Annotated in this window: 19 protein-coding genes; 12 read left to right on the forward strand and 7 right to left on the reverse strand. The window is 68.6% G+C overall.

Going from position 1 to position 24,523, the window contains the following annotated elements:
- Positions 1-165 precede the first annotated feature (165 nt).
- The gene (locus AS181_RS09605; protein ID WP_058251352.1) at positions 166-555 is read left to right on the forward strand and encodes a DUF1304 domain-containing protein; all 390 of its coding nucleotides are present in this window, start codon (positions 166-168) and stop codon (positions 553-555) included.
- Between the two features lie 38 nt (positions 556-593).
- Here the strand turns inward: AS181_RS09605 and AS181_RS09610 are convergent, their stop codons facing one another.
- The 4 genes from AS181_RS09610 to AS181_RS09625 form a co-directional block, all read right to left on the reverse strand.
- On the reverse strand, positions 594-1,721 hold the full coding sequence (locus AS181_RS09610) for a glutamate--cysteine ligase (protein WP_058251353.1): 1,128 nt from the start codon (positions 1,719-1,721) through the stop codon (positions 594-596).
- A gap of 33 nt (positions 1,722-1,754) precedes the next feature.
- Entirely contained in the window at positions 1,755-2,435 is a 681-nt protein-coding gene (locus AS181_RS09615; protein ID WP_058251354.1) for a superoxide dismutase family protein, read from the reverse strand.
- 85 nt (positions 2,436-2,520) lie between these two features.
- Positions 2,521-3,006 carry a LytR C-terminal domain-containing protein gene (locus tag AS181_RS09620; protein ID WP_058251355.1) on the reverse strand — a complete coding sequence of 162 codons (486 nt, stop codon included), beginning with the start codon at positions 3,004-3,006 and terminating at the stop codon, positions 2,521-2,523.
- A gap of 47 nt (positions 3,007-3,053) precedes the next feature.
- The gene (locus tag AS181_RS09625; protein ID WP_058251356.1) at positions 3,054-3,419 is read right to left on the reverse strand and encodes a DUF3263 domain-containing protein; all 366 of its coding nucleotides are present in this window, start codon (positions 3,417-3,419) and stop codon (positions 3,054-3,056) included.
- Between the two features lie 275 nt (positions 3,420-3,694).
- Between AS181_RS09625 and AS181_RS09630 the strand changes: the two genes are divergently transcribed.
- From AS181_RS09630 to AS181_RS09645, 4 genes are read left to right on the forward strand one after another with little or no spacing between them, the layout of a single operon-like run.
- Positions 3,695-4,540, forward strand: coding sequence for an esterase/lipase family protein (locus AS181_RS09630; protein WP_058251430.1), 846 nt, complete (start codon positions 3,695-3,697; stop codon positions 4,538-4,540).
- A gap of 20 nt (positions 4,541-4,560) precedes the next feature.
- A complete protein-coding gene (locus AS181_RS09635) occupies positions 4,561-5,163 on the forward strand; it encodes a peptide deformylase (protein ID WP_058251431.1) in 603 nt (200 codons plus the stop codon).
- 24 nt (positions 5,164-5,187) lie between these two features.
- Complete coding sequence (locus tag AS181_RS09640) at positions 5,188-6,171, forward strand: N-acetylglutamate synthase, CG3035 family (RefSeq protein ID WP_231742353.1); 984 nt, start codon at positions 5,188-5,190, stop codon at positions 6,169-6,171.
- Positions 6,168-6,956, forward strand: a complete 789-nt coding sequence (locus AS181_RS09645) for an exodeoxyribonuclease III (protein WP_058251358.1) — start codon at positions 6,168-6,170, stop codon at positions 6,954-6,956. Before AS181_RS09640 ends, AS181_RS09645 begins: the two co-directional genes overlap by 4 nt.
- A 158-nt stretch (positions 6,957-7,114) precedes the next feature.
- On the opposite strand, the gene AS181_RS09650 is transcribed toward AS181_RS09645, so the two are convergent.
- Positions 7,115-7,861 carry a siderophore-interacting protein gene (locus tag AS181_RS09650; RefSeq protein ID WP_058251359.1) on the reverse strand — a complete coding sequence of 249 codons (747 nt, stop codon included), beginning with the start codon at positions 7,859-7,861 and terminating at the stop codon, positions 7,115-7,117.
- 105 nt (positions 7,862-7,966) lie between these two features.
- Complete coding sequence (mbtM, locus tag AS181_RS09655) at positions 7,967-9,616, reverse strand: long-chain-fatty acid--ACP ligase MbtM (RefSeq protein ID WP_058251360.1); 1,650 nt, start codon at positions 9,614-9,616, stop codon at positions 7,967-7,969.
- Between the two features lie 378 nt (positions 9,617-9,994).
- Here mbtM and AS181_RS09660 point away from each other — a divergent pair, with 378 nt between their 5' ends.
- The 7 genes from AS181_RS09660 to AS181_RS09690 are packed head-to-tail and all read left to right on the forward strand — an operon-like array spanning position 9,995 to position 22,990.
- Positions 9,995-13,708: a non-ribosomal peptide synthetase gene (locus AS181_RS09660; RefSeq protein WP_058251361.1), complete on the forward strand. Its 3,714-nt coding sequence runs from the start codon at positions 9,995-9,997 to the stop codon at positions 13,706-13,708.
- A 57-nt stretch (positions 13,709-13,765) separates the two neighbouring features.
- Positions 13,766-14,374 carry a GNAT family N-acetyltransferase gene (locus AS181_RS09665; RefSeq protein WP_058251362.1) on the forward strand — a complete coding sequence of 203 codons (609 nt, stop codon included), beginning with the start codon at positions 13,766-13,768 and terminating at the stop codon, positions 14,372-14,374.
- A gap of 4 nt (positions 14,375-14,378) precedes the next feature.
- Positions 14,379-16,193: an IucA/IucC family protein gene (locus tag AS181_RS09670; RefSeq protein ID WP_058251363.1), complete on the forward strand. Its 1,815-nt coding sequence runs from the start codon at positions 14,379-14,381 to the stop codon at positions 16,191-16,193.
- A 5-nt stretch (positions 16,194-16,198) separates the two neighbouring features.
- On the forward strand, positions 16,199-18,616 hold the full coding sequence (locus AS181_RS09675; RefSeq protein WP_058251364.1) for a penicillin acylase family protein: 2,418 nt from the start codon (positions 16,199-16,201) through the stop codon (positions 18,614-18,616).
- Positions 18,604-20,064: a condensation domain-containing protein gene (locus AS181_RS09680; protein WP_058251365.1), complete on the forward strand. Its 1,461-nt coding sequence runs from the start codon at positions 18,604-18,606 to the stop codon at positions 20,062-20,064. Before AS181_RS09675 ends, AS181_RS09680 begins: the two co-directional genes overlap by 13 nt.
- A 50-nt stretch (positions 20,065-20,114) precedes the next feature.
- On the forward strand, positions 20,115-21,659 hold the full coding sequence (locus AS181_RS09685; RefSeq protein ID WP_058251366.1) for a pyridoxal phosphate-dependent decarboxylase family protein: 1,545 nt from the start codon (positions 20,115-20,117) through the stop codon (positions 21,657-21,659).
- On the forward strand, positions 21,656-22,990 hold the full coding sequence (locus AS181_RS09690; protein WP_058251367.1) for a lysine N(6)-hydroxylase/L-ornithine N(5)-oxygenase family protein: 1,335 nt from the start codon (positions 21,656-21,658) through the stop codon (positions 22,988-22,990). The genes AS181_RS09685 and AS181_RS09690 overlap by 4 nt, the downstream gene beginning before the upstream one ends.
- Before the next feature lie 526 nt (positions 22,991-23,516).
- Here the strand turns inward: AS181_RS09690 and AS181_RS09695 are convergent.
- Positions 23,517-24,491 carry an ABC transporter substrate-binding protein gene (locus tag AS181_RS09695; protein ID WP_058251432.1) on the reverse strand — a complete coding sequence of 325 codons (975 nt, stop codon included), beginning with the start codon at positions 24,489-24,491 and terminating at the stop codon, positions 23,517-23,519.
- Positions 24,492-24,523 lie beyond the last annotated feature (32 nt).

Genomic DNA, 24,523 nt, shown 5'->3' on the forward strand with positions numbered 1-24,523 from the left:
TTCTCGGCGGCATCGGCCGCGACGATGCCGGCGGTCAGTGGACGCAGCCGCGGGCGGACTACCTCGTCGAGATAACTGTGTACGGCCGCGTCGAAGAGACCTCGCTTCGATCCGAAGGTCGGAACGCTATTCTCCGACGGGCCCGTCGACAACGAGGAGTACGAAATGGTCATCGCAGGTCTGGTGCTCGCCGCGATCGCGGCGCTCGTCCACGTCTTCATCTTCTATCTGGAGTCCATCGCATGGACGAGCGCGCGCGCACGCGCGACGTTCGGCACCGGAACGGTGGAACAGGCGAGCGCACAAAAGGAACTGGCGTTCAACCAGGGGTTCTACAACCTGTTCCTCGCGATCGCCGTGTTCGTCGGGATCGCCTTTGTCATCGGCGGATCCATCGCGATCGGCGCAACACTCGTCATCACCGGCACGGCCTCGATGGCGGCCGCGGCACTTGTGCTGGCGCTGTCGAGCCCCGACAAGATCGCGGCCGCACTCAAACAGGGTGTGGTTCCCGCTCTCGGAATCGTCGTGCTCGCCATCGGTTTGGCCCTCTGAGCCCGGGCCCTGCCTCCCGGATCTCGCGCCGACCGAGATCAGGGAGCGTCCAGCTCGGCGACCACCGACGCGACCACCTCGCGTAGCGAACCGGTGCGACGATGCACGTCACGCTGCCGCTGATAGCTCGCGCCCTGGGCGATGATGCGCTCGACGCCGGCCAGCTCGTCGACGCAATCGAGCTCGCGCGCAATCGGTTCGAGACGTTCGAGCAGAGCGGTGAGGTCCTCGGTCACGAGTTTCTCGGTGCAATCGGAGTCGAGGATGACGATGGCGTCGAGTCCGTACCGGGCTGCCCGCCATTTGTTTTCCTGAACGAGCCAGGGCGCCATCGTCGGCAGCTTCTCGCCCGCCGAGAACCGCCGGTCCAGGTCGACGACCAGGCAGTGGATGAGTGCCACGATCGCCGACAGCTCGCCGAGGTTGGTCATGCCGTCGCACACGCGGACCTCGATGGTCCCCAGATGCGGGGAAGGCCGGATGTCCCAGCGGATCTCGTTGAGATGGTCGATGATCCCGGTCGTCTTCTGGTCTGCGACGAAAGCCTCGAACTGCTCCCAGGTCTCGAACTGGAACGGCAGCCCGGCGGTCGGGAGTTGCTGGAACATCATGGCGCGATTGCTCGCGTATCCGGTGTCCTGACCGGCCCACATCGGCGACGACGAAGACAGCGCGAGCAGGTGCGGATAGTAGTTCAGGAGCGCGTCGAGAACGGGTAACACCTTGTCGCGGTGGCTGATCCCGACGTGGACGTGCACGCCCCAGATCAGCATCTGCCGCCCCCACCACTGGGTGCGCTCGATCAGCTCCGCGTATCGGTGACCCTCGGTGAGCAGTTGGGTCGAGTACTCCGCGAACGGATGCGTACCGGCGCCGTACAGATCGACGCCGAGGTCCTCGGTCAGCCCCCGCACCACGCCGAGCGTGCCCGTGAGGTCGGCGATCGCCTCGCCCGCGGTCCGGCAGATGCCGGTCACCAACTCGACGGTGTTGCGCAGCAGCTCCTTGTGGATTCTGCCCGCGAAGTCGGGATGGTGTTCGCCGACGGCGGCGAAGAGCGCCGCCGCCGAGTTCGACAGATCGCCGGTTCCCTTGTCGGTCAGGGCGAACTCCCATTCGACCCCGAGGGTGGGGGTCGGTGACCCGTCGAACTCGATCGGTGTCATGTGCTCAGGTGGCGTCGGACGGCGCCAGAACCCCTAGCTCTCCTCCTCGATGACACCGCACGCGATGCGTGCGCCGGCGTCGCCGGTCCGCAGGGTGTCGGGGTTCGGTCCGCCCGGGTACTTGTCGGCCGGGATGTTCCCGAAGTTGTCGGGCTTCTCATGGATCATGATCGACTTGCCGATCAGCTGCTGGATCGTCACCGCATCGGTCGTGGTGACCGTCCGGCCGGTGTGGTCCTCGAGGATGTTGATCGAGATCAGATCTCCGCTCGAGGGATGGTCGGTGTTGCCGTCCACCTGCAGGTGTCCGCCCGCCGAGGTGAACGCCTGCGAGCCGCCGGCGCCCGCGTCACAGGTGCCGGTCTCGTGGATGTGCATGCCGTGGAACCCGGCCGGCAGCTCACCGGCGGTGACGCGCACGTTGATGGTGACCGGCTCGGAGGTCTCGGTGGCCGCGGAGATGTGGGCGTGGCCCACGACCTCGCCGGAGGTGTCCTTGATCTCGGCGACGGCGATCTGGCCGCTGGGCTCGCCGTCGACGTCGTCCTCGGCGCCCGGCGGGAGCGGCGCATCGCTGACGACGGGCGGCGTCGTGCCCGGGACGTCCGTGGGTTCCTGGTCGGGGCTGCACCCGGCCAGTGTCACGCCGATCAGTCCTGCGGAGAACAACGCGGCGAGAGCGCGGGGCGCGGCGAGTGTGGAACGTCCGGACATGTCACTCCTTGGTTGGCGGACAGTGGTTTTCGGTAATTCTCGGTTCAGCTGTTTCGTAATTCAGAGGTTCGCGGCTCGGCCCGGGTCATGCGCCGCTGACCGCGGTCACCACGACCACCGGGATGCCGCCGCGGCACCGGGTGAACGAGGCCGGCCGCTCCTCGACCGCGACCTGGCCGCCGAGTGCCTCGGCGACCTCGTCGGCCTGGGCCTTGTCCGTGTCGTTCTCGTGGAAGACCGTGTTCTCGCTGAACCCGCCCGCGGTGTAGTTGCCGGGCTCCGCCATCTGGTAACCCCTGGCCTCCAGCAGATCGGTGACGTCCGAGGCGAGGCCCGCGACCTGGCCGGCGTTGATCACGCAGAGCCGCTTGTCGGTCGACGCCGCACTCGTGGACGCCGGCGTCGACGTGGGCGACGAACTCACGGTCGTCGCGGCTTCGGTCGTCGGGGCGTCGTTCCCGGCGGTCGCCGCGGAATGCCAGCCGAGGCCGATGAAGACCACGGCGACTGCGAAGAGCATCATCGCCCCCGCACGAAGCGGCAGGCGATTGGGCTCACGATCTGCATTCATCACCGACGACCTTAACGCACCGCGCGAGGGCGACCGGGTTCAGCGTCTCAGGTGATCTCGAAGCCCAGACGGCGCGCCGCACGGGCCTTCTGACGGGTCGCGCGCAGGCGCCGGAGCCGCTTGACGAGCATCGGATCGGCCGCGAGCGCCTCCGGCCGGTCGAACAGCGCGTTGAGCACCTGGTAGTACCGGGTCGCCGACAAACCGAACAGCTCTTTGATCGCTTCTTCCTTGGCGCCGGCGTACTTCCACCACTGGCGCTCGAACGCGAGGATGTCGTGTTCGCGGCGGGTCAGACCGTCCGCACCGACCTCGTGCGGATCGACCGGCCGGCCTGCCGCCCCGGCCTCTGCGTCCTGGCCGGGGGTGGGTTGATCGCCCTGTTTCTGGCTACGCGCAGCTGCGCCGTCCATCTCACTCCCTCAGATACCAGTCGACGACCTCACACCACCGCTGACGTGCACCTATTCGCGATGCGACGCGGGCGCGGACGTCTCCTCACGGAGACGAATGACAGCGGTGTGGTTCGCAGCCAATCTAACCACGGCGGGCCGGTCCGATCGCGGTGTGACTCGCCACGGCGCGCATCACGACCATTTCCGTCGGACGGCGACCGCTGTTAGGCTGCCCTCACTCATCCCTGTCCGGGATGGGTCGAGGCGGGGGGACAGAGATGACGACGGTCGGGATGACGACAACCGGATCCGGGGTGGCGAGGACCCGGCGAGCAGTGTTGGGAGCCATCGCGGCGCTGGCCTCCACGGCCGCCGTCGCGACCGCGGCACTCGCCGCGCCCGCTGCCGCCGCGCCCGCCGAGCGCGTCGTGGTCATCGTGCCCGGCCAGCAGCTCTACGCCGGCAACGCGCAGAACGAGGAGACGTTCCGTCCGCTGGCCGAGGCGATCCGCGCCGACGGGAACACCGTGGTGTACGCGCACGCCGGGGGACGCGACGTGGCGTTCGACGCCCGGCTGATCCAGCGGACGATCGCACCTTTCGTCGGCACCGCGAAGTCGATCGGGCTCGTCACCCACAGTGCGGGCGGGCTCGGCGCCCGGCACTACCTGAAGTTCCTCGGCGGGTCCGACGTCGTCGACGAGTACGTCGCGATCGGGACCGCCCAGTACGGCTCGCCCGGCGGTTGCGCGCAGCCGCGCGACGGCGGTTACGACACCTGCATGTACGCCGAGGCGGTCACCGAGCTCAACCGTGGTCCCGACGCCCCCGGCCCCACCCGGTACTCGGTGGTGCAGAGCGACGGCGAATGGACCGACGGTCGCCTCGACGGAACCGCACAGTGCCGCGCATACTCCCCCGTCCCCCTGGCGAACACGGGGTACGACCACGTCATCGAGATGCGCGACCCGACGATCATCGCCAACGTGCGGACGTCGCTGCGCGGGTCGTGCGCGGGCTCGGTGGTGACCGAGCCGGTCGACAGCTTCGACTGGCAGTCGACGCTATTCCCCGGCATTCCCGGCCCTGCCGGTGACGCCATCCGCGACGCCGTACCCGGCGTCGTTCCTGCGCCCTGAGCAGCGCTAAGGTGATCGCCATGGCGATTCTCCCGATCTGCATCGTGGGCGAGCCGGTCCTGCACCAGCCGACCACTCCGGTCCCCCTCGACGCGGACGGCCGTCCGTCCGACGAGGTTGTCGGCCTCATCGACGACATGTACGACACCATGGACGCCGCCCACGGTGTGGGCCTGGCCGCCAATCAGGTGGGCGTCGGGTCCCGGGTGTTCGTCTACGACTGCCCCGACGGCGACCGCTCGGCGGCCCGCCGCCGCGGCGAGGTCATCAACCCGGTCCTCGAGACCTCCGAGATCCCCGAGACCATGCCGGATCCCGACGACAACGACGAGGGATGCCTGTCGGTGCCGGGTGAGCAGTTCCCCACCGGCCGTGCCGACTGGGCCCGCGTCACCGGCACCGACCGGACCGGCGCCGAGGTCGTCATCGAGGGCGAGGGGTTCTTCGCCCGGATGCTCCAGCACGAGGTCGGCCACCTCGACGGCTTCCTCTACGTCGACGTGCTCGTGGGGCGCAACGCCCGGGCCGCGAAGAAGGCGATCAAACGCAACAAGTGGGGGGTCCCCGGTCTGACGTGGACGCCCGGCGAGGTCGCCGACCCGTTCGGGCACGACGACGACTGATCTCGCTTCCGCGTGGAGGTCTCATTGTCGGGTGCCGTCGCGGGCGACCGCGTCGTCGTTCGCTATCTGCTGGGCGATGCGACCCCCGCCGATTGGCGGGGAGATCCCACGGCCGCCCGGTCGGACGTGACGGGCGTCCTGCTCGACGACTCCGACCCGCTGCGGATACGACGCGACGACGAGGAGTTGTCGATCCCGTTCGCGGCGATCACCTCGGTCCGTCTGTTGTCCGCGAAACCGGTGCGCAACAGCGAGATCCGCGCGCTCGAGCACGCCGCCGCCCTCGCCTGGCCCGGTGTCGAGACGGAGTGGGTCGACGGCTGGCTCCTGCGGGCCGGTCACGGCTTCAGCAGACGCGCCAACTCGGCTGTGCCCCTGGCACGCCACGCACGTCCCGACGCCGCGACCCTGCGACATATCGGTGAGTGGTACGCCGACCGCGGCCTCCCTCCGCTCCTCGCCTCCCCGGATCGCCTCATCCCGTCGGGCTCCGTTCCCGGAGACCCCGGGGTCGAGGTACAGATGCTGACCGCCGACCTGCCGGGGCTCCGCGCGCGCACCGGCGAGATGCACGGACGGACAGTGCAACTCGATCCGCAACCGGACACCCGCTGGTTGAGCGCATACGCCGATGGGCGCCCGTCGCGCGGACTCGACACCGTGGCCGGCGTCGTGACCGCCGGGGACGGCCCGATGACCTTCGCGACCGTCGACGACGCAGCAGCGATCGGGCGGGGTTCGGTGACCGAGTCGCCGGACGGACACCGGTGGCTGGGGTTGACCGCCCTGTGGACCGACCCGGGCTCGCGCGGGGGCGGGCTCTCCTCCGCGGCGGTCGCGGCGCTGACGGCGTGGGGGGTCGAGCAGGGCGCCGACTCGGTCTACCTGCAGGTCGAGTCCACCAACCGGTTGGCCGGATCGTGTTATCGCCGCCTGGGTTTCGGGCTGCATCACACCTATCGCTATGTGACACCGCACGTGCCGGCCGCGTCGGAGGACATCCGATGAGGATCGCCACCTGGAACGTCAACTCGATCCGCGCCCGGTCCGAGTCCGTCGTCGCCTGGGCGGAGACCGCCGGCGTCGACGTTCTCGCGATGCAGGAGACCAAGTGTCACGACGACGCGTTCCCGCTGATGAGTTTCCTCGCCGCCGGTTACGACGTCGCGCACGTCGGGCAAGGCGCCTACAACGGTGTCGCGATCGCCTCACGGGTCGGGCTCGACGAGGTCGAGATCTCCTTCGACGGCGTGCCGACGCACCCGGTCGACGGCCAACCGATCCGGGAGGCGCGGTCGATCTCCGCGCGCTGCAACGGCGTTCGCGTCTGGAGCCTCTATGTACCCAACGGCAGGACACCCGACGACTCGCACTACACGTACAAGCTCGCCTGGCTCGACGCGCTGCGGAATCACATCACCCTGCGGCTGGCCCACGACCCCGCCGCGGACATGATGCTCGCCGGCGACTGGAACGTCGCCCAGACCGACGACGACGTGTGGGATCGCGAGTACTTCGAGGGACGCACACACGTGACCCCACCCGAACGCGCTGCAGTGCAGGGGTTTCTGGAGGCCGGCCTCGTCGACTCGGCCCTTCCGTACGCCCCGGGGTACACCTTCTGGGACTACACCCAGCTGCGGTTCCCCCGGAACGAGGGCATGCGCATCGACTACGCGTTCTGCTCACCCGCTCTCGACACCCGCATCATGGGCGCCGTCGTCGATCGCGCCGCGCGAAAAGCGAAGGGCGCCAGCGATCACGCCCCGGTGGTCTTCGACATTGCCGACTGACCGCGGCTGCGCAACACAACTACTCCCTCAGGTGCGAACCTCCCCATGCTCCCTGAGGTGCGAGGAGCGATAGCGACGAGCCACGAAGGGCGCGGCGAGATGCGTCGCGAGGCCCTTCGAGGCTCGCTTCGCTCGCACCTCAGGGAGCAGGGGCGCCGTCAGGCGAACGACTTCCCGACGATCCAGTAGGCCTGCGACTTCACCGACTTCTTGGGAATCCCATAATCGTTCCTGAACAATCCGGCGACCGTGCGGGTGCTCGTGGAATCGAGTGCAACCCAACCGAAGTGGTCGGCGGCGTCGAAGGCGGCGGATCGGACCGCGTCGACGAGGGCCGCGCCGTCGCGCTCACGCGGAAGCCAGTGCACCGTGTCCTGCGCGCGGGCGCGCAGCGGCAGCGACCTGTCGCTCTCGTGCTGATACTCGAACCAGATCGTCGCACCCGCCCCGGAGTCGCCGAGCGAGTCCAGCAGCGAGTTGATCGCCGGTAGCGAGGCGGTGTCACCGGCGACGAGCCATCCCGCCGGCGCGGGGTCGGGGATCGCGAACTTCGAGCCCATCAGGGTCGCGCCGATGGCGTCACCCACATGTGCGTCCTGAGCCCATCGGGCGGCGGTGCCGTCGTGGATCGCGAACTCGATGTCGAAGGTGTCCGTCGCCGGGTCGGGATCGACGAGCGTGTAACCGCGCTGATGCAGCTTGCCACCGTCGGCGAACCAGAGGCGCACCCACATGGTCGGGTGGATCGCGGAACCGGTGAGGAGCCCGCCACCGTGGAAACGCAGTCGCAGATAGTGATCCGTCACCGCCTCTTTGCCGGTGAGGGTGAAGGTGAAGTCGTCACCGCCAAGGATCTTCATGACGGCGCCCTGCCAGCCGCGCCCCTTCGTGGATACCTCGCTCATGTCTGAACCTCTCTACAGTGCCTCCCCGGCCCGGGGTCCGGGCCGGGGAGACACTGTCATTCTCGTGACCGTCGGCATGACACGACGCACCACGGAAAACCGGACCTACTGGAAGGTGCCGTTCTCGACCATCTGACGGGTCTCGAGGCGACGGATCTTGCCGGATGTGGTGCGCGGCACCGAGTCCGGCGCGACGAAGATGACCTCGGCGGGCATGATCCCGCACGCCGACGCGACCTCGGAGTTGACCTCTGCACGCGCCTGGTCGGGATCGGACCCCTTGTACTCGGCGAGGATCACCAGGCCCGGCCGGGCCGAACCCTCCCCCCGCGCCATGGCGACGACGCCGCCGCGACGCACACCGGCGACTTCGGCGGCCGCGCGCTCGATCTCGATCGGGAACAGGTTGCGGCCCGCGACGATGATGACCTCCTTGGCCCGGCCGCAGATCACCAGCCGATCGTCGATCAGGTAACCGAGGTCGCCGGTCGAGAACCATTCGCCCGCACCGAGATCGGCGTCGCCCAGGTAGCCGCGCATCATCGACGCGCCGCGGATCTCCACGTGTCCGACGTTGCGCCCGTCGATGACCGGGACGTCGACATTCGGCTCGACGATGCGAACCTGCATGCCGCCCAGCGGCTTACCGAGGATCGCGTACCGGCGGCGAATGGGCTCGCCACCGCCGGGCGGGGTCACGGTGACCTCGTCGTAGTGCACCCCCTCGCCGACCGCGGGCATCGTCACCGCGCAGGCGGATTCGGCCATACCGTAGGCGGGTGCCGCGGCGGAACGATCGAATCCGAACGGCGCGGTCGCCTCGAGGAACTTGTCGAAGGCATCGGCGTCGATCGGCTCACCGCCGCTGATCGCGACGCGCAGGTGTGAGAGGTCGATGTCGCGCAGCAGTTTGCCGTAGCGGCCGAGGATGTCGTAGGCGAAGTTCGGCGCCGCGGTGACGGTCGTCTTGGTCTCGGTGAGCCACTGCATCCACTTGAAGGGCGCCGCCGCGAAGGCGGTGTTCGGCACGATGTAGGCGGGGATGCCGGTGGTCATCCCGGCGAGCAGGAACATCAGACCCATGTCGTGGTAGAGCGGCAGCCAGCTGAACCCGGTGTCGCGGGTGCGGTGGAGGCCGAGCCGGCTGACCAGTTCGATGGCGTTCGAGTAGACGGCCGAGGCCGTCAGGGCGACGGTCTTGGGGTCTCCGGTCGATCCGGCGGTTCCCTGGAGGACGGCGATGGTGTTGCCGTTGACGTTACGGGCGACGAAGTCGGTGGTGTCGGCGCCGAGGCCGTACTCGCCCACTCGCGCGATGTGCAGCCGTCCCTCGACCTTCGACAGCAGGTCGAGCTGGGCTCCGCTGCCGAGGACGGTGCCGACGCCGATCGACACGTACCGGTGGTAGGTGTTCTGCGCCCATCGCTCCTCGTCGGCCCCCCGGATGGGGCCCGGCAGGATGGTGACCGGAACACCGGCGAGCCACGCGCCCTGGATGGCGGCGATCAGGTCCACCGTGGGGTCCCCGATGAGGCCGAGCGCCTGCGGCTCGTGCAGTTCGCTGTCAGCCAGCAACTGGACCGCGATCTGCTCCGCGCGGGCATGGACCTCGCGCCACGGCGCCGTCACCCACTCGCCGGTGTCGGAGTCCAGGACGGACAGACTCGTATCCCCCGCCAGCATCGCCTCACGAACGGTGGCCGCCAACGCATTGGTCGAGCCCGCTTCCTCCAGGATCACGCTGTTCTGCGACATTCTCGTTTCCCGTTCTCGCCAGCACCTGGCGTCGGTCGTCTGATCGTCTTCCGGTCGTGTGAGCGACCGAGTGGTCATACCGCGGGTCGTCCCCGACCGCTGGTCTCGGCGAACACAACTGCTCGCACCATTTGGGTAGGGTAGCCTAATCTTTCTCGGACACAAGACCCCGAGTCGATCATCGCGACTACGTGATCCGCGTCATCCGATGAGACCAATACGTGAAACTTAGGCTAACCTAATTCGCGTCGGCCCGCGGGGCCCTCGCCGACATTGCCCAGAGATTGGGCGGAGCGGTTAGTTAGTATAACCTACCCTAAATGCGGGTTCCCCGGACTGAGTAAACATCTCACCGAACTGCGAGAGGCACGCCGGCTGATGGCCACGAATTCCCAGACCACGGATCTTGTCACCGCGGCCGACATCGTCGCCGAGGTGTCCGAGGCCCTCGGCCTGACGCCCGAGTCGATAGACCCGGAGCAGGACCTCATCGCCCAGGGACTCGACTCGCTGCGGATGATGCGACTGGCCGGCACCTGGCGCAAACGCGGCCTCGACGTCGACTTCGCCCGCCTCGCCGCACAACCCACGGTCACGGCCTGGGCGGCACTTCTGCGCTCCTCGGCCGGTCGGCCGAGCGACGCGAACCCGGCCGGTGCCGGCGCGGCCGCCGCCGCGACTTCGGACATCCGCGACCAGGTGGCCACGGCGCTCGGCGTGACCCCCGAGTCGATCGACCCCGAGCAGGACCTCATCGCACAGGGACTCGACTCGCTGCGGATGATGCGACTGGCCGGCACCTGGCGCAAACGCGGCCTCGACGTCGACTTCGCCCGCCTCGCCGCGCAACCGACCATCACCGCGTGGGCGGCGTTGCTGGGCGGCACGCCCGCGCCGACCACCGACGACCTCGCACCTTCGTCATCGGAACCGACCGAAGGACCGTTCCCCCTCGCTCCGATGCAGCACGCCTACTGGATCGGCAGGTCGGACAGCCACGCGTTCGGCAATGTCGCCGCTCACCTCTACATCGAGTTCGACGGTTCCGACGTCGACCGCGACCGCTTCACCTCGGCGATGGCCGCGCTGCTGGAACGCCACCCGATGCTGCGCGTCCGAGTACTTCCCGACGGCACCCAGGAGATCGGCCCGGCACACCCCGAAGCCATTGCGGTGCACGACCTTCGGGAACACTCACCGGAGACGGTCGAGCAGGTCCTGGCGGCCCGCCGCGCGGACGGCACCCACCGCGCCCTGCCGGTCGACGAGGGAGCGGTGATCCGCGCCGAACTGAGTCTGCTGCCGGGGAACTCGACCCGTGTCCATCTCGACGTCGACATGATCGCCGCCGACGCGATGAGCTACCGCGTCCTCGTCGACGACTTCGCTCGCCTGTACCGCGGCGAGTCCCTGCCGGAACTCGGCGTCACCTTCGCGACGATCACCGCGGATCGCACGTCGCGGGAGATCCGCGACGACGACGTGACCTGGTGGCGCGAAAGGATTCCCACACTCCCCGGCCCGCCCGAACTCCCGCTCGACGAACGTGCGATGCGCGGCGATGTCGAACCGCACAGCGTCCGCCTCCACCATTCGGTGTCCGCGTCGGACTGGAAGCGACTCGAGGAGCACGCGCACCGGCGCGGCGTCACCCCCGCGGCCGCGGTGGCCGCAGTCTTCGCCGAAGCCGTCGGAACACATTCGGCCACACCGCGATTCCTGCTCACGGTACCGTTGTTCGATCGTCCACAGGTCCATCCGGACGTCGAGCGGGTGGTGGGCGACTTCACGTCGTCGATCCTCGTGGGCGTCGACCTGAGCGAGCCGGCGACGCTCGCCGAACGTGCGCGATCGATGCGGGCATCGATGCACGAGGCCGCCGCGCACGGTTCGATGAACGGACTGGACGTGCTTCGCGAACTGAGTCGCCACCGCGGCGAACCGGTGGTCTCGCCGATCGTGTTCACCAGCGCGCTGGGACTGGGAGACCTCTTCTCGCAACAGGCAACCGACGTGCTGGGTGATCCGTCGTGGATCGTCTCGCAGGGCCCTCAGGTACTGCTCGACGCACAGGTGACCGAGGTGGCCGGCGGACTGCTCCTCAACTGGGACGTCCGTGCCTCCGACCTCGAACTCACCACCGCACGTTCGATGTTCGACCACTATGTCCGTCTGCTCGGGCTCCTCGTCGACGGTGAGTGGGATGTGCCCGCGCCGGCTCCGATCACGGCCGAGGTTCGAGCACAGCGTCTTTCGGTGGAGAGTCCGCTCCCGGCCACCGACACCTTCGACGGCACCCTGCACGGAACCTTCTTCGCCCGCGCCGCCGAGCGTGCCGGGGCACCGGCAGTCGTGTCCGACGCACGCATCTGGACCCACGCCGAATTGGCCGACGAGGCCCGCCGAGTCGCCGGAGCCCTGGTCGCAGCCGGGGTCACACCGGGTGACACGGTCGTCGTGCACCTCCCCAAGGGCGGCGACCAGGTCGTCGCCGCACTCGGAGTGCTCGCCGCCGGCGCGGCCTACGTCCCGATCGCCCCCACCCAGCCCCGGGCGCGCCGCGAGCGCATCGTCGACGTCGCCACCCCGGCCGCAATTCTCACCTCCGAACCCGCCGCCTGGACCTCTGCCGAAGCCACCGTGCTCGAGGTGAACGACGCCCGACGCACCGATCCGGTCGACCCGGTCGCGATCGGCGGCGACGCCCTCGCCTACGTCCTGTTCACCTCGGGCTCCACCGGATTGCCCAAGGGCGTCCAGGTTCCGCACCGGGCCGCGGTCGCCACGATCACCGACCTCGTCGACCGGTATGCGATCGGAGCCGACGATCGTAGCCTGCAGGTGTCCTCGCTGGAGTTCGACCTCTCGGTCTTCGACATCTTCGGCCTGCTCGCCGTCGGCGGCGCCGTCGTCGTGCCCGGCGACGACGAGCAGACCAGGGTCGACGACTGGGCGCGGCTGCTCACCCAGCACTCGGTGAGCGTGCTCAACTGCGTGCCGTCGATCCTCGGCATGCTCCTCGATCTCAACCCCCTGCCCGCGTCGCTACGGATGATCATCATGGGCGGCGACAAGGTCGACGTGTCGCTGCTCGAGCGCGTCGGCGCACAGCTGCCCGATTGTCGCGTGGCCGGCCTCGGCGGGACCACCGAGACGGCGATCCATTCCACCATCTGCGAAGCGGATGCCGTCCCGGCCGGAATGGCGTTCGTGCCGTACGGGATTCCGCTCCGCGGCGTCCGCTGCCGGGTCGTCGACGACGCCGGCCGCGACCGCCCCGACCTCGTGCCGGGTGAACTGTGGATCGGCGGAGCCGGCGTGGCCGACGGTTACCGCGGCGACCCCGAGCGCACCGCCGATCGTTTCGTCGGGCACGAGGGACAGCGTTGGTACCGCACCGGCGATCTCGCGCGTTACCTCCCGGGTGGCTTCCTCGACTTCCTGGGCCGCGCCGATCACATGGTGAAGATCCGCGGGTACCGCGTCGAACTCGGTGAGGTCGAGGCCGGGTTGCTGGGTCTGGCCGGGGTGGGCTCGGCCGTCGCCTGGTCCGACGGTCGCGACCTGCGTGCCGCGGTGGTACTCACCGACGGATCGACCGAGGACGACGCCGCCCTGCGCGCCCGGTTGTCGGAAGCCCTTCCACGGCACATGGTCCCGCGGTCCATCACGGTCCTGGACCGGTTCCCGCTGACTCCGAACGGCAAGCATGACCGCAAGGCCATCGCCGCCGGCGTCCGGTCCGACGACGACGACGACGTCGAGTCGGTCGCGCCGCGCGGCCCGGTCGAAGAGGCCCTCACCCTGATCTTCGGGGAGGTCCTGCCGACACCGCCCGCGAGCGTCACCGAGGACTTCATCTCCCTCGGCGGCGATTCCGTCCAGGCCACCCGCGTGGTCGCACTGACGCGCCAATGGCTCGACGCACCCGACCTCTCGGTCGCCGACATCTTCTCCCGGCGGACGATCGCGGGGCTCGCCGGACGACTCACCGAACTCGGCGGGGAACGCGCTGAGTTCGTGGCACAGACCTTCCTCGACGTCCTGCAACTCACCGACGAACAGGTGGAGGCCGAGATCGCGCGCGGCTGACCGCATCCGGCACCTTCTCCGGCACCCCAACAGACCACCTCCCAGAGCAAAGGCATCATGACCATTTCCTCCGCCCCGACCTACGACCTGACCTCGGTCGACCTCGACGACGTATCGCACGCCGCGACGGTCCACGGATGGCTCACCCATCCCAAGGCCAAGTACTGGGACATGCTCGACAGCTCGGTTGCAGACGTGGAGAAGATGATTCGCGAGTCGGCCGAGGCCACCGCCGGCACGCCCTACGGAATGCGCCTGGGCTACCACGACGGGCGCCCGCAGTTCCTGTTCGAGCTCTACGACCCGGCCACCAGCGAACTCGCCGACCCCGCGAGCGGTTACGTACCCGCCGACGGTGACATCGGCATGCACCTGCTGGTCGCCCACGCCGAACAGTCCCTGCCGGGCTTCACCGGCGCGGTGATGCTGCACATCATGCGGACCGCGATCCTGGAGGTCGGCGCCGCGCGCGTCGTCGTCGAGCCCGACGTCCGCAACAAGGCCGTGCACCGCCTCAACGCGAGTGTCGGCTTCCGCGTCGACGGCGACTACCCCGTCGGGAACAAGACCGCGCACCTGAGCTATTGCACCCGAGCCGACTTCCTCGAGGTGACCGACAACGGCAAGTGCGTCGGACCCGTCGAGGTCACGGACCTGGGGGCGTAGATCGTTGACTCTCCAGGACATCGGGACCATTCCGGGATTCGCGACGCGCACGGCCGGGGGGTCGGGTGCGCGAAGCCATCGCCAGACGTATCACACCAGGATCGCGAAGAAGATCCTCGCCGAGTTCTCCCACGAGCGGGCACTCGCCCCGGTGGCGAGTGGCGACGGGTACGTCGTCTCCTCCGCCGACGGCCGCACCGACTACCACTTCCGCGCCGACCGACTCGCCCTGGACAGCTGGGCGATCGACGAGTCGACGCTGCGTCGTGTGCGCGACGGCGCCGAACTCCCGATCGACGCGGTGGCGATGATCGTCGACCTGGCACCGTTCCTGGGGATCGGTCCCCAGGCGCTGCCGGAGTACCTCGAGGAGTTCATCAACACCCTGGCGATCAGCGCCGACCGTCCGGACGAACGACGCATCCCAGCAACGGATCTCGCTCACGCCGACTTCCAGACCATCGAGGCGACGATGACGGAGGGGCACCCGTGCATCGTCGCCAACGCCGGCCGTCTGGGTTTCAGCGCGGACGACATCGAGCGCTACGCCCCCGAGGTGGGCAACCACTTCCGACTCGTCTGGCTCGCCGTCCGTCGCGAGGACTGCGACGTCGCCACCGTCAGCGACGTCGACTACGACGCGCTGCTCCTCGACGAACTCGGAGCCGAGACGCTGTCCGACTTCGGGGACGCAGTGCGCGAAGTCGGTTGTGACCCGGCCGATTACCGGTACCTCCCGGTGCATCCCTGGCAGTGGGTCGAGAAGGTACGCAAGCTCTACTCCGCCGACATCGCCGACCAGCGCATCGTCGAGGTCGGCACGAGCCCCGACCTCTATCAGGCACAGCAGTCGATCCGCACGGTGTTCAACGCGACCACCCCGACCCGCAACTACGTCAAGGTCGCACTGTCGATCGTGAACATGGGTTTCACACGCGGGATGTCGGCCGACTACATGCGGACGACGCCGCTGATCAACAACTGGGTCCGTGGACTCGTCGCCGACGACCAGTACCTCGCCGCGATCGGCTTCGAGATGATCTTCGAGGTCGCGGCGATCGGTTACCGCAGTCCGACGTTCACGCCGATCACGCAGCCGGGGTCGGAGTACCGCAAGATCCTGTCCGCGCTGTGGCGACAGAGCCCGGTGCCGCTGGCAGCCGCCGACGAGCAACTGTCGACCATGGCCGCGCTACTCCATGTCGATCATTTGGGTGAGCCACTGGTCGGCGCGTTCATCGAACGTTCGGGTGTCCCCGCGACCGAGTGGATCCGTCGCTACCTGCGCACCTATCTACATCCCATCGCCTACCTGCTCTACCGATACGAGCTGAAGTTCTCGCCACACGGGGAGAACCTCATCCTCGTTCTCGCCGAGGGCATCCCGGTGCGAGCGATCCTCAAGGACATCGGCGAGGAGGTATCGGTGTTCGGCGAGGCGGACGGACTCCCGGAGAGTTGCGCCCGCGTCCGGACCACCGAACCGGACGAGATCCGCAACCTGGGTGTGCTGTCGGACGTCTTCGACGACTTCCTGCGTCCACTCGCCGAGATCCTGCACACGCACGGCATCGTCGGCGACGACGAGTTCTGGTCGCTGGTGGCCGAGAGCCTGCGTGAGTTCGTCGCGGCCCACCCCGATCTGGAAGACAGGTTCGCTCGCTGGGATCTGTTCGCACCGGAGTTCGGGGCGGTGCACATGAACGGGCTGCAACTGCGCAACAACAAGCGCATGGTCGACATCGAGGACTCCTACGCATCGCTGATCGACGCGGGTCACCGGCTCGTCAATCCGATTGCGCCGCCGAGGGACCGGTGAGGGAGATGACCACCACCCGCACCCACGCACCCGACGACGCGGAGATCCTGCGTGATGGCCACGGCATCCCGCACGTCCTCGCCTCGACGCCGCGCGGCGCACTGTACGGACAGGGCCGGGCATGCGGCGAGGACCGGCGCTGGCAGATCGAGTTCATGCGGCTGCGCGCCGAGGGACGTACCGCCGAGGTCTTCGGGGCCGGCTGCGTCGAATGGGACACCTTCGCCCGCCGCGCCCAGCTCGACGTGGCGGCGAAACGCATCTTCGACGCATCGTCCACCCGGACCCGCGAGCTCGTCACCGCCTACGCCGACGGCGTGAACAGCAGCCTCGGCGACCTCGAGAAGTGCTCTGCTGCACCGGAACTCGAGGCGTTGGCGCATCGCCCGCTGCCGTGGCGGCCGTGGACGCCGATCTCGGTGTTCATCATGCACCACGTGCTCTTCGGGCGGTTCACCACGAAACTCTTCCGCCTGCACGCCTGCCGCACGCTCGGTCTGGATGCGCTTCGGTTCTGGGACTTCGAGACGCGGGAGACCGACCCCACGGTGCCCGCGATGCCCGATGAGGCGTTCCTGGAGGAGATCCTCGCGATCACCCGCCCGGCGTCGCCCGAGCAACCCGCCCCGGCGGTGGACCTCGGCGATCCGATGTCGGGCAGCAACGCCTGGGGTGTGTCCGCCGAGCGGAGCTCGACCGGTGCACCCATCGTCGCCGGCGACCCGCATCGATTCCTCGAACTGCCGGGCATCTATCAGCAGTTCCACCTCGCCTCGACAGGTCCGCACGAAGCATTCGACATGGCCGGGTTCGCCTTTGCCGGCGTCCCGGGAGTCCCGCACTTCTGTCAGGGCGACGACATCGCTTGGGGCATCACGAATGCCATGGGCGACTATCAGGATCTGTACCTCGAGCGATTGACGCGCGACGAGGCCGGCACGCTCCTGGTCGAGGTACCGGGCGGCGGGCGGGTGCCGGCCGGGGTGAGCACCGAGACGATCCTCGTCCGGGATGCCGAACCCGTTGCCGTGCAGCTCGTCACCACCCCGAACGGTGCCGTCGTCTTCGGCGGCCCCGACGAGTCGTTCGCGATGAGCATCCGGTCCCCGCTGCTCACCGAAGAGGTCACCTTCGACGCGCCGATCGACCTGCTCTTCGTGCGCACCGTCGCCGATGTCGAAGCAGCCCTGACGAAGTGGGTCGAGCCGGTCAACCGCGCGGTCATCGCCCACACCGACGGCACCGTCGCCACCCACGTGGCCGGCCGGGTGCCGGTCCGCGCGCCCGAGAACTACTGGTTGCCGGTCCCGGGCTGGGACGAGCGCTACCAGTGGCGCGGATACGAGGCGGGTTCGCTCGGTGAGCCCGACTTCGACGCGACCCTCCGCTCCCTGAGGAATCCGGAGCTCGCGGAGGCCACCCCCCGCTCCCTGAGGAGCCCGGAGCTTGCGGAGGGCGTCTCGAAGGGTCCCGCCTTCACCGTCACCGCCAACCAGCGGATGTCCGATGTGCCTGCGTTGCAGCCGCTCACGAGTGAGTGCGTCGAACCGTTCCGGGCCGACCGGATCACCGCGCGACTCGACGATCTCGGTTCGGTGAGTCCGGCGGATTGCGCCGACATCCACACCGATGTCCGGCTCGAGCAGGCGACCGTCGTCCAGGAGTTGCTGTCACGTGTACGCGGCGCCGACGCCGAGGCCGAAGGCATCCGGGAGCGCCTGGTGGCGTGGGACCGGTCGATGATCGCCGACAGCACCGACGCGTATCTCTATGCCGAGTTCCGTACCCAGTTGGTTCTCGGGGTCGCGAGTACCGACGTGCTCGCGCCGCTGCGCGGGCCGCACGGATTCCCGGCGGTGTTCCAGCCGTGGTTCGTGCCCGAGCCCCGTCTCGCGACCGCGCTGACCTCCGTCGTCGCCAACACGGCGGGGATCGGCATCGACATCGAGGCCGTGGCGGTCGCCGCCCTCGATGCCGTGGTGGCCCGGATCGGGACCTTCGGTTCGACGCCCACGTGGGGCAGCGTCCATCGCCTGGCACCGATCCACGGATTCGACCTGGTCGGCGCGTCGCCGCAGCACCCGGATCTGTTCGCCACCCTTCGTCCGACTCCCCTGCCCCTGGCGGGGGACGCCGAGTGCGTCTTCGCCAACGCCGCGGCGGTCGGCACCCACCTGTGCATCACGGGTGCCGCCGCACGCTACGTGTGGGACCTCGCCGACCGCGGGGCGAGCCGTTGGATCGTCCCGCTGGGCGTGAGCGGTGATCCCCGTTCCGATCACTTCCAGGACCAGGCGCCGCGGTGGGCGGCGGGCGAGCTGATCGAGGTCGTCCGCGATTGGGATGTGTTGCGTGGCAAGACCGCAGCAGCGTCGACGACGTCCACCGCCACATCGACCGAGAGGGAGCCATGCCCGCGTTGACCGAAGCGCGACTGACGCTGTTGCGTCGTCGAATCGCGCAGACCGGCGAACCCGCCCGCACGGCCGCAGCTGACGAACCAAGGGCCTCCGTGCCGTTCGGCGAGTTCGGCACCGCCGAACGGCGGATGTGGCGGATCTACGAACTGGATCCGGAATCGGTGTCGCACAACATCGGACTCGTCCTGCAGTTCGGCGGTACGCGAACGCTCCGATCGGTCGTCGACTCCGCCGAACTACTCGTCGAGCGCTTCGGGGTCCTGAAATCGGTGGTCGAGGTCGACAACGCGGGCACGCCGCGTCGCCGCGCCGTTTCGCACGCGGGATCGTGGGACGCATCGGGCACGGTGTGGACCTGGGGCCTGCCGGACGCGGAGGCAACCGGACCCGTCGACGATGCCGACGCGATCGCGACCGCGCTGACCCGCACGCCATTCGATCTGACGTCGGATGTGCCACTCCGGCTTCGGGTCTCGGGCTCGGACGGCGACGTCACCATGATCCTCGTCGTGCACCATCTCGCCGTCGACGACACCTCATGGCCGCTGCTGCTGGGCACCCTGGTGTCAGGTTCGTGGCCCGGCGACGTCAACGCCGACTCCCGCCCGGTCTCACCAAATTCCGCGGCCGCCTCGGCAGCCGCCGAGGACGCGGTGCGCCACGCGCTCACGACCTGGGCCGCCGACGACGTCCGCTATCCGCTCAGCGGCGAGTTGCCCACCGAAAGTGCCGCCGACAGCTGGCTCTCGCCGATGGACGACCGGGACGGCATCAAGGTCGCCGCCCCGGTTGCGGCCGACTCGCTGGCCGCTTTCGGCCGGGTCGCGCAGACCGTCGGCGCCACCCCGAACGCGTTGCTGATCGGCGTGTGTTCGCTGGCGGCGTATGCCCTGACCGGCGCCGCCGACCACGTCCTGGTGGTGCCGGCCGACAACCGTCGTCGGACGCAGTCACCCCAGAACGTCGGATACTGCGGCAACATCATCCCGATGCGGTTCCGCATCGACCCCGACGCCACGGTCGAGCAGGCTCTGCGGGATGCGGGTGCGGCCATCTACCGATCGATGGAACACTCCGGCACCGATTTCGGGCCGATCCTGACCGCGTTGCGGCAGCAGGGCGGCCGTTTTCCCGTCATCGAGATCATGGCGTCGGTCCGGCCCGCGCCGCTGCGCGGGATCCCACAACCCGCCGACGCCCCGGTCACCTGCCGGTCGGTGTTCAACGGGATCGCCAACTACCCGCTCTCGATCGCCTTCGAGGCCGACGACGAGAGCACCCACGTCGAGGTCGACCACCAGCCGGGGATCGTCCCCGACGCGGTGGCCGACCGCGCCACCGCAGTACTCACCGCACTCGTCGACCTGATTCCGACGTCGTTGCACCAGAACGTCTCCGCACTCGTCGAAACCCTCGCCGAGAGCGCACCACAGAAGGGCAGCGCCGGATGACCGGCCTGCCACCGCGCCACCGCGCGCCAGAGTCAACAGGGGGGAACTCAGTGTCCGAAGACCGCCAGTCCGTATGGGGTGCCTCGCGATTCGCCCGTCCCGGCGATGGCTGGGCCGACGTCGGGCGCGGCTTGGCGGAGGTCGCGGCCGCGGTCGGCGACGACCACCACGGCGCCCCGCTGCCGAGCGGTGACCCCGTCGCGGTGCTCGGCGGGGTGACGGCACTACTCGGCCCGCACGGAGTCCCGGAGAACGGGATCGGGGAGTCCCAGGCGCTGACCCGGCTCGCCCGCCTGGTGGCCGAGTTCGGACTGGACCTCACCCATCCGATGGCGGCGGCGCATCTGCAACCCGCGCCGCTGTCGGTCGCGGTCGCCGCCGACGCCCTGGCCTCGGCCACCAATGCCTCACTCGACACCTACGATTCCGGCCCGGCCACACTGGCGCTCGAGACCTGGACCGTACAGTCGCTGGCTCGTATGGCCGGGTTCGGCGAACATGCCGGCGGTGTCTTCAGTCCCGGTGGATCGATCTCGAATCTGCTGGCGCTCATGATCGCTCGCGACCACACCGCTGCCCGGCGGGGCATCGACGTGCGGCACGACGGCGTCGGCGCGTTGCACCGCCCGGTCGTCTTCTGCTCGCGCGTGGCGCACTTCTCGGTTCACCGCGCCTGTGCGGCACTGGGACTGGGCGAGACCGCGGTCATCCCGGTCGAGGTCGACTCGCATCACCGGATGATCCCGGAGGCGCTGGAAGCGACCATCCGCGAGGCCGGCGCGGCGACACCGCTGGCGATCGTCGCCACCGCGGGTACCACCGACTTCGGTACCATCGACCCGCTCGGGGAGATCGCCGACATCGCCGAGCGGCACGAGATCTGGATGCACGTCGACGCCGCCTACGGTTTCGGCTCGCTGTTCTCCGACCGCCTCGCCGGTCTGCTCACCGGCGTCGAACGCGCCGACTCGGTCACCCTCGACCTGCACAAGGTCGGTTGGCAGCCGGCGGCCGCGAGCCTCATGCTGCTGTCCGACGCCGATCGCTTCGTGTCCCTGAACCGTTCGGTGGCCTACCTCAACCCCGACGACGACGTGGAGGCCGGGTACAGCGGCCTCCTGGGTCAGACGCTGCAGACGACGCGACGGCCCGACGTCCTCAAGGTCGCGGCGACCCTGCTCGCCTACGGACGCCGCACTCTGGGTGACATGCTCGACAAGTGCAACGACCTCGCGGTGTACGCCGAACAGCGAATCGCCACCGAACTGCAGCTCGAGCTCATCGCGCCGGTCACGCTGACCACCGTCGTGTTCCGGTATCGGTGCACCGATCTCGACGCGGTCAACGGCGAACTGCGGCGTCGGTTGATCGCCGACGGCAAGGCACTCATCGGCCGTACCCAGGTCCGGGTGCCCGGTGAGGAAGAGCCCCAGACCTGCCTGAAGCTGACCCTCCTCAACCCGGAAACCTCGGAGAGCGACATCGACGAGCTGTTCGACGAACTGTTGCGCGTCGCGCTCGAGGTGGAGTCGGAAGGCACCGCCGCACCCGGCGCGGAAGTCCACAGTGAAGAAATGGTGAGAGTGTCCGAATGACCCCAGAAGAGAAGACCACTGTCGAGAATGTAGACGTACTCGCGATCGGTTGCGGCCCATTCAATCTGGGCCTCGCCGCGCTCGCCTCGACGCTCGACGACGTGAACCTCCTGGTCGTCGACTCGCGAGACGAGTTCCGGTGGCATCCGGGCCTGATGTTCGACGACGCCACCCTCCAGGTGAGCTTCCTGTCGGACCTGGTGACGCTCGTCGACCCGACCCATCCGCTGTCGTTCCTGAACTACATGGCCGACATCGATCGCATGTACCGGTTCCTGGTACGCGAGAACTTTTTCCCGACCCGCATCGAGTACGAGGCCTACCTGCTCTGGTGCGTGTCCCGGCTCGACTCGCTCCGATGGGGCACCACCGTCGACGAGGTGGCCTGGGACGCCGAGGCCGACGCGTTCCGGGTGACCATGCACACCGGCACCACCTCCTCGACGGTCATCGCACGACACGTGGTGGTCGGCATCGGCACCGAACCGTTCGTCCCGCAGGCACTCTCGTCGGACTCGCCCGCGGTGGTCCACAGCTCCGACTACCTGTTCAACCAGGAGAAGGCGCTCGCCGCCGACACCGTCACCGTCATCGGCTCCGGCCAGTCGGGTGCCGAGATCGTCATCGATCTGCTGGAATCCAACCTACGCGGCGGCCCCGCGGTCCGATGGTGGACGCGCACACCATGGTTCGCGCCGCTGGACTTCACGAAGCTCTCGCTGGAGATGACCACGCCGGCCTACATGGACTACTTCCACAGCCTTCCCGAGGCCGCACGGGATCGGGTTCGCCCGCAGCACTGGCAGTTCCACAAGGGCATCTCCACCGACACCCTGGAGCGCCTGCACGACCTGCTGTACCGGCGCCAGTTGCAGGACAAGCTCAACCCGGTGCAGCTGCGGATCTCGGTCGAGGTCGAAGGCATCGACACCCTCGCCGACGGCAAGCTCCGGGTCCGCGGCCGTCACCTCGACACCGGCTCCGAGCTGGCCCACACCACCGACATGGTCATCGCCAGTACCGGCTACCAGGCCCGCAGGGCGGACTTCCTGGCCCCGATCGAGTCTGCGCTGCACCGGGATTCGCGCGGACGCCTGGTCATCGGCGCCAACCACGAGATCGAGACCGACGACGCCCTGACCAACCGGATCTTCGTCGCCAATGCCGAGGAGCACGCGCACGGCGTCTCGGCCCCGAACCTCGACATCGGCGCGGTCCGCAACGCACGCATCCTGAACACCGTGCTGGGCCGCGAGGCCTACCGCCTGCCCAGGCACACCGCGTTCACAAGTTTCGGCGCCTCGGACGACGACGACATCGTCGCGCCGTAACCCGCTAGCCGGCTCACGGCCCGATCCGCCACGTGCGGCTCGGGCCGTTGTCGTTGTTGCGAAGTGGCTTCGACACGGCTCCTCACTGCGCTCGTCGCCTGCTCAACCAGCGGTGGGCCCCCGCTCCCTGAGGAGCCCATGGCGACGGGCACCCCCTGCTCCCTGAGGAGCGCCCGGAGCTTGCGGAAGGCGCGGCCAACCCCCCGCTCCCTGAGGAGCGCCCGGAGCTTGCGGAGGGCGCGTCACGAAGGGTCTTCGCAACCCGACTCACCAGGACCCTTCGTGACGGCCTCCGCAAGCTCCGGCCTCCTCAGGGAGCAGTGATTGGGCTCGCTCCAACACAACGGGTTCTTTCGTAGTCCACGACGGCCGCCAGGCCGCGGATACTGAGGAGCGATAGCGACGAGCAACCCCCTGCTCCCTGAGGTGCGAGGAGCGATAGCGACGAGCCACGAAGGGTCCGGCGACCCCGAAAACCAACTCGCCCTCCACATTCCGCGGAGGGCGAGTTCGTTTCAGACCGAGCTCAGTTGGACGCCGCGGCGAACGACGGCTTCAGCAGGTCGAGGACGTACGGGATCGAGTTCGGCGTCGGCGCGTTGAGACCGGTGATCTGCGACTGGGTCATGAACGTGACGGCGTTGTCCTTGACCGCCTTCAGGTTCTTGTACCCGGGCAGCGACTTCAGGGTCTCCGCCTGCTCGGGGGTGGCCGTGGCCACGACGAGTACGTCGGCGTCGAGCATCGGGATGTTCTCGGTGCTCAGCCCGAAGCGCGGCTGGCCGGTCCGCTGGTACTCGGCGACCAGCTTGGGAGCCATCTTCATCCCGAGCGAGGTGAACAGCTTTCCGGCGCCGTCGTTCTCGTCGCCGAGCACCGACAGCTGGTCGTTGCCGTACATGAACGCGAAGGCGTAGGTCTTACCCTTCAGATCCGGGTACTCCTGCGCCACCGCCGCGATCTTCGCGTTGGTGTCGTCGATGATCGACTTCGCCTTCTCCGGGTCGTGCAGCACGGTGCCCATCACCGTGACCATGTCCTGCCAGGGATCGATCTCCTGGTCGCTGATGGCATTGACCGTCGGGGCCAGCTTCGAGATCTGCTGGAACTCCGGGCTGTCCGAGGCGAAGCCGGGTGCGAAGATCAGGTCCGGGTTCAGCTTGGCGATGGTCGTCGCGTCGTCGCCCTTGGTGGGATCGACGAACGTCGCGTCGGCCAGCTTCTCGCCGTACCACGGCTGCATCTCGCCGGTCGCCGACTTCGAGTAATCGTAGTACCCCACCGGCGTCTCACCGAAGGACAGAACGACGTCGGTCCATTGGTCACCCAGGGTCACGATCCGCTCCGGGGTGTCGGGGATCGTCACCGACCGGCCGTCCGGAAGGTTGAGTTGGACGGTGCCACCGGCGGATTCGTCATCCGAGCTCGAGCAACCGGCCAGCAGGCCCGCGAACAGGAGTGCACTCGCGGCGAGTGCGCCCAGGCGTGGTCGTGAAATCACGTGAAGATCCCCCAATGGGTTGTCGGTGTCGT

Origin of the sequence: Gordonia sp. SGD-V-85, from assembly GCF_001456905.1 — a bacterium.
GTDB classification, from domain to species: domain Bacteria; phylum Actinomycetota; class Actinomycetes; order Mycobacteriales; family Mycobacteriaceae; genus Gordonia; species Gordonia hongkongensis.

What these genes read in the sequence shown, in the direction of transcription:
- AS181_RS09605 (WP_058251352.1), top strand. Translation starts at nt 166, where the DNA reads ATGGTCATCGCAGGTCTGGTGCTCGCCGCGATCGCGGCGCTCGTCCAC.
- AS181_RS09610 (WP_058251353.1), bottom strand. Translation starts at nt 1,721, where the DNA reads ATGACACCGATCGAGTTCGACGGGTCACCGACCCCCACCCTCGGGGTC.
- AS181_RS09615 (WP_058251354.1), bottom strand. Translation starts at nt 2,435, where the DNA reads ATGTCCGGACGTTCCACACTCGCCGCGCCCCGCGCTCTCGCCGCGTTG.
- AS181_RS09620 (WP_058251355.1), bottom strand. Translation starts at nt 3,006, where the DNA reads ATGAATGCAGATCGTGAGCCCAATCGCCTGCCGCTTCGTGCGGGGGCG.
- AS181_RS09625 (WP_058251356.1), bottom strand. Translation starts at nt 3,419, where the DNA reads ATGGACGGCGCAGCTGCGCGTAGCCAGAAACAGGGCGATCAACCCACC.
- AS181_RS09630 (WP_058251430.1), top strand. Translation starts at nt 3,695, where the DNA reads ATGACGACAACCGGATCCGGGGTGGCGAGGACCCGGCGAGCAGTGTTG.
- AS181_RS09635 (WP_058251431.1), top strand. Translation starts at nt 4,561, where the DNA reads ATGGCGATTCTCCCGATCTGCATCGTGGGCGAGCCGGTCCTGCACCAG.
- AS181_RS09645 (WP_058251358.1), top strand. Translation starts at nt 6,168, where the DNA reads ATGAGGATCGCCACCTGGAACGTCAACTCGATCCGCGCCCGGTCCGAG.
- AS181_RS09650 (WP_058251359.1), bottom strand. Translation starts at nt 7,861, where the DNA reads ATGAGCGAGGTATCCACGAAGGGGCGCGGCTGGCAGGGCGCCGTCATG.
- mbtM (WP_058251360.1), bottom strand. Translation starts at nt 9,616, where the DNA reads ATGTCGCAGAACAGCGTGATCCTGGAGGAAGCGGGCTCGACCAATGCG.
- AS181_RS09660 (WP_058251361.1), top strand. Translation starts at nt 9,995, where the DNA reads ATGGCCACGAATTCCCAGACCACGGATCTTGTCACCGCGGCCGACATC.
- AS181_RS09665 (WP_058251362.1), top strand. Translation starts at nt 13,766, where the DNA reads ATGACCATTTCCTCCGCCCCGACCTACGACCTGACCTCGGTCGACCTC.
- AS181_RS09675 (WP_058251364.1), top strand. Translation starts at nt 16,199, where the DNA reads ATGACCACCACCCGCACCCACGCACCCGACGACGCGGAGATCCTGCGT.
- AS181_RS09680 (WP_058251365.1), top strand. Translation starts at nt 18,604, where the DNA reads ATGCCCGCGTTGACCGAAGCGCGACTGACGCTGTTGCGTCGTCGAATC.
- AS181_RS09690 (WP_058251367.1), top strand. Translation starts at nt 21,656, where the DNA reads ATGACCCCAGAAGAGAAGACCACTGTCGAGAATGTAGACGTACTCGCG.